The following is a 14962-nucleotide window of genomic DNA, read 5'->3' on the forward strand; positions in this document are numbered from 1 at the left end:
ACGGTAATGATCCGTGGTACGATTAAAGTCGCTATTTTAGCGGCTTTTTTTGTTGTTGAAGGATACGAGTATGCCTCAATGGAGCAGGGTTAACTGCTTTTATTGATTGAATTTCAACTCCATAATAGGCTTATAGAATTGCTTTAATTACCACAAATCGTTAACATTAGAAGCATTGTCATCGAATTAGCACCAAAACGGGAGACAGCAAGAGCAAGAACATCAAAAGGAGAAAAGAGTATGTTTTTCAGAAAATTTGCTTACACATTAGTGATCATCCTCGCTGCATTACTGTTATCAGGTTGTACGTCAGAGTCTTTGCGTGATCTCGGCTCACCTCAAGTTTCGGAGGATATGGGATTTGATGAGGTTGCCGACTATATCTCGGAGCACAATGAGCTCCCGCCAAATTACATTACCAAGAAAGAGGCCAGAGAACTGGGCTGGGAACCAAGTGAAGGAAATTTACATGAAGTCGCTCCAGGCAAAAGCATTGGCGGCGACGTGTTCGGAAACCGAGAAGGACTACTTCCCAAGAAAAAAGGCCGCATATGGTATGAAGCCGATATAAATTACTCAGGAGGACGGCGCGGAAGCGACCGAATTCTATACTCAAATGACGGTCTAATCTACCAGACGACAGATCATTACAAGTCATTTGAACAGTTAAAATAAACGGAGGAAATGATATGAGCATCATTCAGATTAACGGAAACGACTTTCACAGTAAGGAAGAGCTTCATCAAATTTTGCAGAACCAGCTTGAGTTAGACGAGAGCTATGGAGGCAATTTGGACGCACTATGGGATGTCTTGACTGGGGCTGTAAGCATGCCGCTTACTGTTCAATGGATTGGTTTTGAGAAAAGCAAAGAGATTCTTGGAGATTACGCTGACCAGGTCATGGAATTGTTGCGTGATGTGGAAGGGGAGATCCTAGGATTTACGTTGGAATTATATTATTGAAAAGCAGGTTTGGCTTTATGAGGCGATGGGCAACCATCGCTTTTTTGGTCTTCACATTTTTACTGAAACACATGTCTAGATCATGCTATTTTCATGGCTTAATAATCAAGGTTGGGGTGATTAGACTTCCTTATACTTTAAACATGGAATAGGGTAGGCAGGATTGTAATCGTTTACTAACGGTTGAATATGTAAGCGTATACTATTTCAAAGTGAACCATCGTAAGGTCTAGATTGGTTATTACAACTAACATCATCTAGGGGGCAGAAAAATAATGAGAGCCGTATCAAAAGTGCTAGGAGCATGTCTCGTAACAAGTGTTGTGTTAGTTTCCGCCGGTTGCGGAAATGCTACAGAGAATTCCGAATCAAATACGAGTGACCCCAACAGCCCGATCACATTTACCTTCTTCGGCGCAGATGCAAGTCCCAACTGGAACAAAATGCAGGATGCTGTAGGGAAGAAAATTACGGAAGAAACCGGTGTAAGCATTGATGCAGAATTCGATATTTCGAGTGGAGGCGGAAACGACCGCATTTCCCTGATGGCTGCCAGCGGCGATTATCCGGATTTGATTTTCCCCAAAGGTAACTTGACCAGACTCGTTGATGCCGGGGCAATGATTGATTTGACGGATCTGATCGAAGAACACGCCCCCAACTTGAAAAAGATCTACGGTGAGCACTTCAATCGGTTGAAATACAGTAATGACGATCCTTCAATCTATTGGATTCCAACGAATGGTGCGATCGATCAAGTCAGCTTTGATGCGACGAATGGTACCGCCATTCAACATCGTGTAGTCAAGGAACTCGGGTATCCTGAGATCAAAACCTTAAACGATTTCGAAAAAGTGCTACGGGAATATTACGAGAAACATCCGACCACAGATGATGGCCAACCCACAATTCCGCTGACGCTTAGTGCAGATGGATGGCGGCGAATGATCACTGTTACTGATCCCGCTGTCATGTCTACTGGAGGACCTGGAGATGGTGAATATTTCATCAATCCGGACACCTACGAAGCCGTTCTGCATTACAAACGTCCCGAGGAGAAAGAATATTTCCGGTGGTTGAACAAGATGTACAATGAAGGCTTGCTGGACAAGGACAGTTTTGTTCAGAAGGATGACCAATATAAGTCCAAAATCGCCAGTGGTCGCGTGTTATCCTTGCTTGATCCAAGCTGGGGATTCAGTGATGCGGAAAATGCTTTGAAAAGCGCAGGAAAAGATGATATGACCTACGGTTTCTATCCGGTAACGCTAGATGACAGTTTTCAGCGTAAAGATTTCCAGAATATCGGCTTTGATGGTTATGGCATTGGCATAACAGTCGATTGTGAAGATCCTGTCCGTGCCATCAAATTTTTGGATTGGATGTCTTCTGAAGAAGGGCAAGTATTGAGAAACTGGGGCGTTGAAGGCGAGCAATATAATGTGGAAGACGGTGTTCGCACCATCCCGGCCGATGTACAGGAACGTAAAAACAAAGACAATAACACATTCACCAAAGAAACCGGAGTAGGCTTGTATTACATTTTTGGTGCTCACTACGGGGATGGCGTCAAAGATTCAACGGATAACTACTATACAACGAATTATCCTGAACAGATTCAGCAAAGTTATTCTGATGAGGAGAAAGAAGCTTTGAAAGGTTATGGCATCACTACATGGAAGGATTTGTTCCCTTCCGAAGAGGAGTTCCCGGTGAAAGAGTGGGGCGCGGCTTACAATATGCCGATTCCTTCGGATAGCGGGGATTATAACGTTGTGTATCAGAAAACGCAGGATATTATTCAGAAACGGATCGCCGAAGCGATTACATCCTCTCCGAGTGCCTTTGAAGGCATATATGACAATATGATTACCGAACTTGATAATGCAGGTGCAGTGGTCATGGAACAGCAGTATACGGAGTGGATTAAAGATCGTGTTAGATTGTGGACGGGTAAAGAGATCAATTAACTAGCGGATACGATCACAATAATGAATTGTTTGCAGATCCGAAGTATATCAAGAACTAAAAAACATCGAGCCATGCAGGATGGTTCGATGTTTATTAGTTTACATTAAATGAGCTCATCATTATTTTGGCAAAGCTTCAATTACATCACGTCTTTGTTTGATATATTTACCGGGGGAGATGCCGACCATTTTGGTAAAACTGCGAATAAAATTGGCATAGTCACTAAAGCCCGATTGAAAGCATGCATCCGTAATACTCAACCCTTCAGACAGGTGGAATTTGGCCCGTTCAATACGACGACCCAAAATGTAAGAACGGATCGTCAATCCAGTATGCTTTTTGAACTGGCGGCTGATATAAGTACTGTTCATGTAGAACACTTCGGCAAGTTTGCGAAGCGTAATATCTTGATTCAGATGTGTTTCAATATAATCCATGGTTTCACGAACCAGTTCAGGCATAATGTCATTGGGAACAAAGGAATTGTTATGAAACCAGACGTTAATCATGACCAACAATTGGGCTACGGCTGCATTTATTTTGATATCGGTGCCATAAGCATCGGAAGCAAGCAATCCTTCCAGTTCGTTCGTACATTGCAGCATTTGCTTCAAGTTATAATCGTCTAAATGTACGATGTTGCCTGTTCCTTTGGGGCGATGATCAAAACATGACGATAGATTGGTTGATGGTGTGGAAAGCTGAAATAGATATGTTTTTTTGAGATTGATTGTAATTCGCTCATACTCAGATTCATCCAGAATAAAGGCTCGGTGCATCTCCTCGGGTGACATCACAAGCAAATCGCCAGGCTGTACATGGTAACATCGATTTTCTATATAAAAGTGAACGTTACCACGAAGAAACAGGTAGATCTCGTATGCATTATGGCGATGATAGATCGTTTCCAGCTTATACGTCGTTACGCTGTGCAGATATAAGAGCTCAGGCTGGATGGGATCATAAAAACACTCAGAGGATCCACTCATGAAGTACCTCCCGTCATTTTACGCAATAAATAGAGCGGTTAACGCAATGAAATTGTACTCAGCTTACCTTAAAATGTAATCATCCTATCATGATACCTTTTGTATTGCAAACGCTTTCTCGTAAAAAGACGCAACTAAAAACGATTATAGGGGGATTCTTTTGATGAATCATCATTCTACACCACAAGCTGGTGAGCAAAAGCAAGATCAAGCTGCCAATCTGGAGAGTATTCCAGGGGAGATTGGAAAGCTTCGTCCCAACGGTAACCCACTGGTGGCCCACAAATTTGGAGCCGATCCCTATGCTTTGGTATTTAACAATCGAGTCTACTTATATATGACTAGTGATAAGCTGGAATATGATCAGGACGGTCTTCCTCAGAAAAACAGCTACAGTTCAATCAACCGGATTACGGTCATTTCTTCGGATGATTTAATCAACTGGACCGATCACGCGGAGATCAGAGTTGCTGGACCTCAAGGCGCAGCAACATGGGCTTCGCAATCCTGGGCGCCGGCAGCTGCTCATCGAAACGTGGATGGCAAGGACTGTTTCTTTCTTTATTTCGCTAACAATGCCAGTGGAATTGGTGTATTGTCTGCACCAACACCTGTAGGTCCATGGATAGACCCTATAGGCAAAGCACTTATTACAAGAGAAACTCCGGGAGTGGAGGAAGTAACCTGGTTATTCGACCCGGCTGTAATTGTTGATGATGATCATCAAGCCTACATATACTTCGGTGGTGGTATTCCGCAGGGGAAAGCAGAAAGACCTGATACGGCTAGAGTGATGCGATTGGGAGACGATATGATCAGCGTGGTTGGCATCGCGAAGGTTATTCAGGCGCCTTATATGTTTGAAAGTTCAGGGATACATAAATATAATAATAGTTACTACTATACGTATTGTTCCAATTTTGTTGAGGGTGATCGGCCAGAGGGCAGCCCACCACCCGGTGAAATTGCATATATGACCAGTGTTCAGCCAATGGGGCCATGGATATATCAGGGTACGCTACTCCAGAATCCAGGACACTTTTTTGATATTGGCGGCAACAACCACCATGCTATATTTCAACTAGCGGATCAATGGTACATCGCCTATCATGCCCAGACATTATGCCAAGCCATGAATATTCCCGAAGGTTACCGTTCAACACATCTGAATCGAGTCGAGCATGATGAGGCTACTGGTAAGATCAAGAAGGTGCATGCAGATTATCAGGGCGTAGATCAAATCAAGTGCTTCGATCCCTATGGGAGGGTAAGCGGTTCCACGATTGGATGGAGTAGCGGAGTATCAACAGAGCAATATCTTGACTCTGGTGAGTTGTCTGCATTGGAGTCGAATACGATGTCCGCTAAGCTGCAAAATGACAGCTGGATAGCTATAGCCAAGGTCGACTTTGAAAGTGAAGGACCGGCAACCTTCTCAGCTACTATTGGGAATCAAGGAGCAGAAGGTACGTTGGAACTTCGGCTTGATCGTGCAGACGGACCGTTAATTGGAGAAATCCTTGTTCCGCACGCGACCGGATCTCTTCAATGGGTGGAACTAACAACCAAAGTTACGGGTGCAAAAGGTGTGCAAGACTTGTATATTAAGCTTAGAAATTCAACAGACAGCTCAAGCATCCTTTTAAGAGAATGGAAGTTTAACAGAAAAAATGAGGTGTAATTGAAGCATGTATCCGAATCCGATTATTTGGGCCGATTACCCGGATCTTGACGTTATTCGTGTAGAGGACACATATTATATGGTTAGTACAACCATGCATACGATGCCAGGATGTGTAATCCTCCGTTCATATGACCTGATCCATTGGGAAGTTGCCACATATGTATACGACACATTGGACGATACACCTGCCCAACGGCTGGTGGATGGTCAGCATATTTATAGCAAAGGCATGTGGGCTGCATCGCTCCGCTATCATCAAGGGATGTTCTATGTGATCTTTGTTGCAAATGATACCCGAAAAACATACTTGTATACGTCCCCCACCATCTCGGGAGTGTGGAAGAAACAGATCGTGGAAGGGTTTTACCATGATTGCTCCTTATTTTTCGACGATGATGAACGAGCCTATCTCGTGTACGGTAATACCGAGATTTATCTGACCGAATTAAGCTCTGATCTGTCCGGGCCCAAACCTGGTGGAGTGCATCGCTTGATTGTAAAAGACGAGCAGCCTCATCACCTTGGTTATGAAGGAGCACATTTTTACAAAATCAATGGTAAATATATTGTGTTCCTGATTCATATATCGAAAGCTTCCGGACGGAGAACACAGGCGTTTTATATGGCAGACTCTCTGGAAGATGTCTTCACTGGTGGAGAAGTATTCAATGACGATATGGATTATTTCGATTCAGGTGTTGCTCAGGGCGGTATCGTGGATACGCCGGATGGAGACTGGTATGCAATGCTGTTTCAGGATCATGGGGCCGTTGGCCGGGTTCCTGTTTTGGTTCCGCTACACTTTGATCAAGGTATACCGGTCTTTGCAAGCAAAGCGCCGAAACAGATTGATATCCCGAGCACGAGACCAGAGCACCGTTATAACCCGTTAGTGGGTAGCGACAGTTTCAATTATGAACCCGAAGAAGATGGAAGCATCCGCCTCCGTGATTTTTGGCAATGGAATCATACACCTAATCATGAACTTTGGTCCGTTACAGAGAAACCGGGAGTGTATCGTGTTCGAACGGGACAGATCAGCCCAAATCTGACGTTTGCGGTAAATACACTAACCCAGCGTTCAATGGGGCCCGCTTGCGAAGCAATGGTTACGCTTGACGGCAGTCGTCTGAATGATGGGGATTATGCCGGGTTGTGCTTTCTGATCGGTTCGTACGGTATGATCGCTCTCACGAAGCAGGATAGCAAGTTTTACTTGGTCATGCATGCCAGAGATAGTGAGAATTCCACCATATTTGGCAATCTGATCGACCAGAATCCAGCCACTGAACATGAACGTATCCCGGTATCAGATCCAGTAGTTAAACTAAAAGCATTCGGAAATTTTGAGAACAATCTGGATGAGTGCTCTTTTGCCTATTTCGATGGGGTTGAATGGAGAGATATAGGGATTGTCCACAAAATGATATATAAACTGGATCATTTCATGGGTTGCCGAACGGGGTTGTTTGTATATTCAACTGAAATAGCTGGAGGAACAGCTGACTTTTCGAATTTCGAATATCGCGTGATTAATCCTGATGAGAAACAATGAAAATACGTAAAAGCCGCCCAACGGCGGCTTTTCGTATTCAATGAGTACAAGTTGTTGTACAATGATATGGATTCAAAGTTGACAGAGAGAAGAGAGTTGTTCAAACCGAACTGGGGGCATGTCGTCATGTATAAGAGATGTCTGGACATAACAAGATGGACCTTCATTCTGTTCCTTGCTGTATCCATACCAGCAGGTCATACCGAAGGTAATAACAAACAACATCATCCGCAGCAAGATGGGCAGCAGATTCAACTTCCCGCTACGTTTGAGAGGTATTCTCCTCCCATCGTGGTCTCTTTTGTCAGGGAAACCGGAGATGACCTTGAGCGCATGATTAGTCAGTTACCAGGTGAGACGATACTTGATAATCGCTGGACTCGTTTGTACGAGAAAGAGCTAGGTATTCAAATTCACTATGACTGGATTGCTAATGGAGATGTATACAATCAGAAGTTGGGTGTCTCCCTTGCTGCAGGACGTTTTCCAGATGTAGTGAAAGTTAATCCATATCAACTTAGACAACTGAGCAACGCTGGAATGATCGAAGATTTAACCCATGTGTACCAAGAGTATGCTTCCCCACTTACAAAGAGTATATTGGAGGCGGAGGGAAGAGGAGCATTTGATGCGGCAACCATTGATGGCAAACTCATGGCTATTCCCGAATCATCTTCGTCCATTGAGACTGCGCAGTACCTGTGGATTAGAACCGATTGGTTGGAGCATTTGGGGCTACGGCCGCCTGAAACGATGGAAGAACTTCTCCAGGTTTCGAAAGCGTTTACAGATGAAGATCCCGACGGGAACGGAGAGCAGGATACGTACGGACTTGCGCTAACAAACCATCTATGGGATCCAGTTATGGGAGCTGCAGGCTTGATGTCAGGCTACGGTGCCTACCCTAATATATGGGTTATAGATGCAGAAGGAAACCTCACTTATGGAGGAATACAGCCTGAAGTTCGAGAGGCTCTGAAAGCACTGCAAACGTTGTATCGTGAAGGCCAACTTGATCCGGATTTCGGTTATAAAAGTGGAAGCAAGGCGTTTCGTCTAGTTCAGGATGGAAAAATAGGGATGCTCTACGGCGAACAGTGGTCGTCCTTTATGCTTCAGAGCACCCGTGATACAGATAAAGATGTAGAATGGCAGGCATATCCCATTGTTGCCAAGTCGGACCGGAGTCTGTTCGTACCGCTACGTTCCAACACTGGGCAATACTTTGCTGTAAAAAAGGGCTTCTCTAATCCGGAAGTTGTTGTAAAGCTCATGAATCTGCATCTGGACATCAACTGGGGGGATCAGGCTCAGTATGAAACATACTACAATGACGACTCCCGAGCTGTGTGGATGCTTTCACCGGTAACTCCTTTTCCTGGTAATAAAAATATAGATGCATACAAACAAATTCGTGATGCCAGAAGTACAGGAGATTTCTCGGCTCTGCAGAATGAAGCTCTCGCCATTCACAAGCGCATTGTGGCCTATGAAACGGAAAATGTAGAGAGCGGCTGGGGCTGGAAACAAACCTATGGGCCTTCGGGTGCTTTTAGCATTGCAGATTCATACGAGAAGAACGGCCAACTTCTGTATGATCAATTCACGGGTGGAATTACGGACACGATGGTTGATCGACAAATTATTCTTCGAGATCTTCAGCTTGAAGCCTATATGAACATTATTCTAGGCAGGTCGATAGATGAGTTTGATCAATTCGTTGAGAACTGGCGCAAGCTGGGGGGAGATCAGATCACATCGGAGGTTAACGCGTGGTTTCGCACCAGCAAGCCAAAGGAGCGCTAATGTTCACTTTATTCTTACAAGGAACCCACACAGCCCTTGGCATTGGAGGTGAATGCATTGATTAAGATCCCTGCTAAATCATGGTTTAACAGTATATTTGCGCGATTAATAATCACCTATCTGGTATTTGTGCTCCCTCTTATTCTTCTTGGCGTGTATCTGTATCATTGGAGTTATGACAATGCAAGCCAGGAAATATCGTTGTCAACGGAAAGACGGTTGAACCAATATGTGGTGGAATTGAACAGAGAGATAGAATGGATGGAATTACAGCAGTTTGATATCGTTGAGGATCGAAAACTCAATCGTCTAGCCATTCTCTGGGACATGATGGATCAGGTTGAGCGGCGTGATACATTAAATTACCTGACTGAACGACTCGCTTCATTCAAGAATAGCACTGCTTATATCAAAAACGTTCATGTACATATCCCTTCTGTTGGCAAGAGTATATCCGCGATCCAAGGCATCGATGATTTCGATAAAAGTTCATATCTATATTTCAGTTCAGGCATGCAAGGAAAAGGTACACGTTTTACTGTGAAAGACGACGCCTTGAACTTAAGTGCCGTCAGGCTGACAGGCACGAGAGGAGAACCACCGCTTTTTGTCATTCAAGTGGAGCTGGATACATACCATTTTCAGAATGAACTCACACGGCTTAATTTGTACCCGGAGAGTTCAACGTTTCTGATTGAGGACAAAACGGGGCATGCCATCACAGATAAACATCAAGCTAGTGTTATTCTCGCGAATTACCGTGAGCACAGTGTAAAGGGTACACTTGATGGCTTTCGGATGAAGGTGGGGGACACCATGTACCATGTTAGTCAGTTGCATATGGACTCCCTGGGCTTATCCGTAGCTACATATCTACCCGAGGCAATTGTTACCAAGCCACTTAGCAAGTTCTATCATTGGGCTTGGCTGTTTGCAATTACATCATTTGTTGCCATCACGGCGTATCTCTATTCAAGTTACAAGTTGATTCATATCCCGTTGCTGTTGTTGGTGAAAAGATTCAAAAAAATGGAGGGAGGCATGCTTGATGTCCCCATTGCACATAACCGAAAAGATGAATTCGGTTTCCTCTACACCCGTTTCAATCTAATGATTGAAAATCTTCAATCCCTTATCGATCGAGATTTTAAGAAAACACTGATGATGCAGCGGGCTGAGCTGAAACAGCTCCAATCGCAGATTAATCCTCATTTTCTGTACAATAGCTTCTTTATTCTGAATTCACTGGCAAGGACAGGGGAAACCGAACGTATTGAGCAATTCACGAACATGCTTGGAGAGTATTTCAGGTTCATTACCCGGAATGAAACCGATCATGTGAAGTTGAAAGTGGAAGTTGAGCATTCACGAATCTATACAGAGATTCAACAATTACGATTCTCCAGACGAATCAAAGTTGATTTTGGGTCACTACCTGCTGAGATGGAACACATTAAAGTTCCCAGACTCATTATTCAACCTATTATTGAGAATGCCTACGAACACAGTCTTGAAAAGAATACGGACTCCGGCCTTCTAATTATTGGGTTTACTATGGAAGGTTCATATGCCGAGATCACCGTAGAGGATAATGGAAATGAGTTGGAAGAGCAACACATTCAAATTCTTCAACAACGCTTGCATAAGGACGGAGGTACAGACGAAATGACCGCATTAATAAATATTCATCGACGTCTGGTCCTGACGTATGGAGAAGGAAGTGGCCTTTTCCTATCCAGAAGTGAACTGCAAGGGTTAAAAGTCACAATTCGAATCCAGTGGAAAGAGGGGGAAAACGAATGTATCGACTTTTGATTGTAGATGACGAGGAGATTATTACGGATAGTCTCTATGAAACATTCGCCAGACATATACCCGAACAGCTTGATGTATGTAAGGCCTACTCTGCAACAGAAGCATTGTCCTGGATGCAACGTTCGAGAATTGACATTGTTTTAACGGACATCCGCATGCCGGGCATGAGTGGCTTGGAACTGACAGAGCGGATTCAAGCCAGTTGGCCGAATTGTCGCGTCATTTTTCTGACAGGACATAGCGATTTTGATTATGCATATCAAGCTTTTCAGATGGCTAATGTGCGTTATTTGCTCAAGACGGAAGGTTATGACAAAGTGATGTCGGTTGTAGAAGATGTGATGGAAGAGATCCGGCGAAGTCACAGCATGGTTGAGTTGTTGGAACATTCTCATAAAGTCAACTCACAGCTTGCACTGATTCAGCAAAAAGAGTATTTGCGGAAGTTACTTCAAGACTGTACAGCGGTTATAGATTCTACTAAGGATATGCAGGACGAATTATCCAAACGAGATATAAGATTACAGATCAACTCGCCTGTTTATCTCATACTGGGTCGGTTCAATAATCTGCCAGAAAAAGGTTCGGACCTCACACAAGTCCAAGAATCTGTTCGCATTATCGGCTCTTCTCTGATGAATGAGCGTACAGTGTGTGCAAGTGTAACGGACCATTATGGGGATACGATCTGGCTGCTTCAGCCGAAGCAGGAGGAAGAGATGACAAATGATAAACTTGTGCGATTTCTAGAAGGTACACTAGAACTGGTACAGGAAGCATGCATGGTATCACTCGGCGTATCCATTGCTTTTTCATTAAGTAGTCGCAGCTGCAATTGGTCCGAGTTAACCAAACAATATGAACGTCTGAGATTACTCCAGTGGATGAAAATTGGGGATGGTGTATCCATGGTACTCACGGATCATCGTAATGATCTCTCATCTGATGTACCCAAAGAATCCATGCGGATCTCAAACCGGATCGAGATTATGTCAGGATATTTGGAAACGGGACGAATTCAGCCATTTTACGATATATTTGAGGAGCTTGCAGGAGAACTGCTGCAACAGGAAATTACGATGGAACGTGCCATGGAGACATACTACAATCTGGCCTTATTATTGCATTCAACGATCAATCGCTGGGGTCTTCAACAGAAGATCCCGGATCAACGAAGCTTACTGCACTTAGGGGAGTATACATGCATGAAGGATGCAGTACAATTTCTATATCGTGCTGCCGATGAATTAGTACGCTACAAAAGATCAAATGAACAGGAACGCGCTAACGTTGTCATTCATTCCTTATGCAGTTACGTCAAGGAGAACCTGGAGAAAGATCTCTCTCTGGTCAGACTGGCAGAACTCCATCATTTTAATCCATCCTATCTGTCGCGATTCTTTAAGCAGGAAATGGGAATAAACGTGTCAGAGTTCATTGACGACTGCCGAATACGGAAAGCCAAAGAATTGCTTCAGAACACAAATCTTATGGTGCGTGAGGTCGCACTTCAAGTGGGGTACGAGGCTGCACATTCGTTTACTCGACTTTTTAAGAAAATAACGGGAATGACTCCTCAAGAATACCGGGAATCCCTTTTGGTACGTTAATGGTGAATCCTTTGGAATTGACCAAACCCAAACAACCACAAAAAAACGCAGGAAGAAGAATACATCCTGCGTTTTTTTGTGGTTATTATCTAATTGATAAACAAACCGATTGGGCAATCAACCTTTAGGCCGTGTGGATTTTTTGTCTTCTATAAGCATTGGGACTCGATCCGGCATACGCTTTGAACTTTTTATAGAACCAGTCAATATCCTTATAACCTACCTCAATAGCAATCTCATATATTCGCAAATTCGTGGAAGACAACAACTGCTGTGCCTTTTCCATACGTTGCTGGAGCATATAATCATTGAAAGATATCTTCTCTTCCAGCTTGAACTTCTGTCCAAGGTACGCACAGTTAAAGTGAAGCATGTCAGAGATCTTCTTCAGCGTGATTTCATCACTCAAATGATCCCGTACATAGGCCTTGACGATACGAATAACATGACTGGAGTGCATGGGTTTACCATTCATTTGAACGGGTGTTTTGAAGAACGACGACGTTTTGTGTGCCGGGTCGGTTTCAAGGTGGGATCTAAGTCCATGCAGACTGTTAAGTAAGGAAGAAGGACTAACAGGATACGGGAGATAATCATTTACCTGATACGTCAAGGCTTTGCGTACAAACCTGAAGTGATCTCTTCCACCCATAAGGAGAATAGGTATCTGACTTTTTTTTCGAATGTCATTGCATAACCAGAGCCCCGCGGTATCAAACCTCTCTGTATGTACCATAACAAGGGAAAAGTCTCGTTCTGACAATGCGGTCAAAGCCTCGGCCGATGAGAACACACAATTTGCGATAGTATATTGAGCTTTGCTCCGTAGCAACATCTGTTGCAACTCTCCGCACAAACGACGGCTGAAATCCACAAGTAAAATATCATACATGAAGCAATACCTCACCTTCTGCTGAATTGTAGTGCGCTAGATTAACTGAAATTTGACTTAATTTCATTATGGTAATAAAAGAAAGCGCATACAATGTGCATATTTTTGTAGACAGTGCATTTCTTTACCAATTAAAACCTATAATGCACTTTGCTCGTGCAAAATTACGAAAATCTATATTCAGCCCGGGTAAACATCTGTATTTCGGCAGGTTGTTTGCGCTTTCATTGTGACGATACACTGTGATAGCAAACGACAATCAGGGGGGAAGACGATGAGAAAAAACAAGTTCATGCTACTGAGCCTGGTATTTGCGGTCTTGTTGGTGATTGCTGCATGCAGTTCTGCACCTACCGCTCAACCCGAGCCGGAAAAGACAACACCACAGGAGGAACAAAAACCCGCGGAAACCGAGCCAAAGAATGAAAACTCCACGCCAGAAATGGACTTTGACATGGGTGGCAGAACCATCAAGGTTGTTGCTTGGTGGGACATGGAAATACAGGGGAACAACCCGGACAACATTCAACGCCTTGAGAATCTCGAAGCGCTGAAGAAAAAACACAACTTTAATATTGAATATGTTTCCATCGATTTCGGTGAATATCAGGAAAAAGTAGTTGCTTCCCTGATGGCCGGTGAACCGCTTGGCGATCTGGTGAGACTGGGCAAAAACTATGCCATTCCGGCATTGACCAAACAGGATCTGTTATGGCCGGTGGATGATTATATTAAAAACGACAAGGTATTCAACCAGAAAACAACCAAAGAATACATGCAGTATGAAGGCAAAGGTTACGGCTTTACTGAGGACCAGTCCTCGTTTATCAACGGAATTTTCTATAATCGCACACTCATGCAAGAGCTCGGCTTGAAGCCACTTCAGGAGTATGTGGATGCCGATGAATGGAACTGGGATACGTTCATCAGTGTTGCAAAGCAAGCGAACAAGGATCGAAACAATGATGGCAAGTTGGACACTTGGGGACTCGCTCAAACGGGTTTGCTGGAACCAATTCTGTATTCCAACGAGGCTTCTCTGACCAAAGAGGATAAGCAGAACCTGGAAGATCCAAAAACGAAAGAAGCGTTGAACTTCCTGTCCAAACTGGCTACCGAGAAGGTCGGCAGAGCTTCTGAGGGCGGCGATTGGACAGAGCCATCCACGTTCTTCCGTCAAGGCAATACCTTAATGTATTCAGGTGCTATGTACGAAGTCGAAGGTATTATGACGGATATGCAGGATTATGATATTGGTTTTGTACCGTTTCCAAAAGGTCCAAGTGCAACAGCGTATCACTCCGGTGAGTCACGTTACCAAGCTATAACGATTCCTAAAGCGGTAGAGAATCCGGAACAACTGATGTACATCTGGGAGAAAATTAACGAGATCGATTCGATCTATGAGTATCCGGGACAATCCACACTGGAGACACATCTGACCGATGAAGCAGATATCAACAACGCCAGAGAGGTTGCGGAAGGTATGTTGGTTCTTGACCATAACACATTCCCGTCCTTGCCGTTCTGGGATTTTGATGGGGAACTCAAAGAAGGGGTATCCGTATCTACGCTGATCGAGAAATACAAGGCTCCTTTCCAGGCTGCGATTGATGAGGTTTACAAATAAGTATCACGTTACACGGGCAGAACGCACCAGTGAAGGTGCGGTCTG

The 14962-nt window shown here is 44.0% G+C and carries 11 protein-coding genes; 9 read left to right on the plus strand and 2 right to left on the minus strand.

What is annotated here, in order from left to right; all coding sequences use genetic code 11:
- Positions 1-240 precede the first annotated feature (240 nt).
- The 3 genes from MKY44_RS13275 (at position 241) to MKY44_RS13285 (ending at position 2935) form a co-directional block, all read left to right on the plus strand.
- Positions 241-675, plus strand: a complete 435-nt coding sequence (locus MKY44_RS13275) for a ribonuclease domain-containing protein (protein ID WP_341007434.1) — start codon at positions 241-243, stop codon at positions 673-675.
- A 14-nt stretch (positions 676-689) separates the two neighbouring features.
- Complete coding sequence (locus MKY44_RS13280; RefSeq protein WP_076212098.1) at positions 690-965, plus strand: barstar family protein; 276 nt, start codon at positions 690-692, stop codon at positions 963-965.
- A gap of 275 nt (positions 966-1240) precedes the next feature.
- Positions 1241-2935 carry an ABC transporter substrate-binding protein gene (locus MKY44_RS13285; RefSeq protein ID WP_341007435.1) on the plus strand — a complete coding sequence of 565 codons (1695 nt, stop codon included), beginning with the start codon at positions 1241-1243 and terminating at the stop codon, positions 2933-2935.
- Between the two features lie 120 nt (positions 2936-3055).
- Here MKY44_RS13285 and MKY44_RS13290 read toward each other — a convergent pair whose 3' ends face one another.
- Positions 3056-3925 carry an AraC family transcriptional regulator gene (locus tag MKY44_RS13290; protein ID WP_341007436.1) on the minus strand — a complete coding sequence of 290 codons (870 nt, stop codon included), beginning with the start codon at positions 3923-3925 and terminating at the stop codon, positions 3056-3058.
- 163 nt (positions 3926-4088) lie between these two features.
- On the opposite strand from MKY44_RS13290, the gene MKY44_RS13295 reads away from it, so the two are divergent.
- The 5 genes from MKY44_RS13295 to MKY44_RS13315 all read left to right on the plus strand — a co-directional run bounded on the left by MKY44_RS13295 (position 4089) and on the right by MKY44_RS13315 (position 12395).
- Positions 4089-5606, plus strand: coding sequence for a glycoside hydrolase family 43 protein (locus MKY44_RS13295; protein ID WP_341007437.1), 1518 nt, complete (start codon positions 4089-4091; stop codon positions 5604-5606).
- Positions 5607-5613: 7 nt separating this feature from the next.
- Positions 5614-7164, plus strand: coding sequence for a glycoside hydrolase family 43 protein (locus MKY44_RS13300; RefSeq protein ID WP_341007438.1), 1551 nt, complete (start codon positions 5614-5616; stop codon positions 7162-7164).
- 126 nt (positions 7165-7290) lie between these two features.
- Positions 7291-8970, plus strand: a complete 1680-nt coding sequence (locus tag MKY44_RS13305) for an extracellular solute-binding protein (RefSeq protein ID WP_341007439.1) — start codon at positions 7291-7293, stop codon at positions 8968-8970.
- Between the two features lie 48 nt (positions 8971-9018).
- Positions 9019-10785: a sensor histidine kinase gene (locus MKY44_RS13310; RefSeq protein ID WP_445670686.1), complete on the plus strand. Its 1767-nt coding sequence runs from the start codon at positions 9019-9021 to the stop codon at positions 10783-10785.
- Positions 10770-12395: a response regulator gene (locus MKY44_RS13315; protein WP_341007441.1), complete on the plus strand. Its 1626-nt coding sequence runs from the start codon at positions 10770-10772 to the stop codon at positions 12393-12395. Before MKY44_RS13310 ends, MKY44_RS13315 begins: the two co-directional genes overlap by 16 nt.
- Before the next feature lie 124 nt (positions 12396-12519).
- Here the strand turns inward: MKY44_RS13315 and MKY44_RS13320 are convergent, their stop codons facing one another.
- Positions 12520-13287, minus strand: coding sequence for a helix-turn-helix domain-containing protein (locus MKY44_RS13320; protein ID WP_315935398.1), 768 nt, complete (start codon positions 13285-13287; stop codon positions 12520-12522).
- 274 nt (positions 13288-13561) lie between these two features.
- Here MKY44_RS13320 and MKY44_RS13325 point away from each other — a divergent pair, with 274 nt between their 5' ends.
- On the plus strand, positions 13562-14917 hold the full coding sequence (locus MKY44_RS13325) for an extracellular solute-binding protein (protein ID WP_036670945.1): 1356 nt from the start codon (positions 13562-13564) through the stop codon (positions 14915-14917).
- Positions 14918-14962 lie beyond the last annotated feature (45 nt).

It is taken from the genome of Paenibacillus sp. FSL R7-0026 (genome assembly GCF_038004485.1).
Classification (GTDB): Bacteria; Bacillota; Bacilli; order Paenibacillales; family Paenibacillaceae; genus Paenibacillus; species Paenibacillus xylanexedens_A.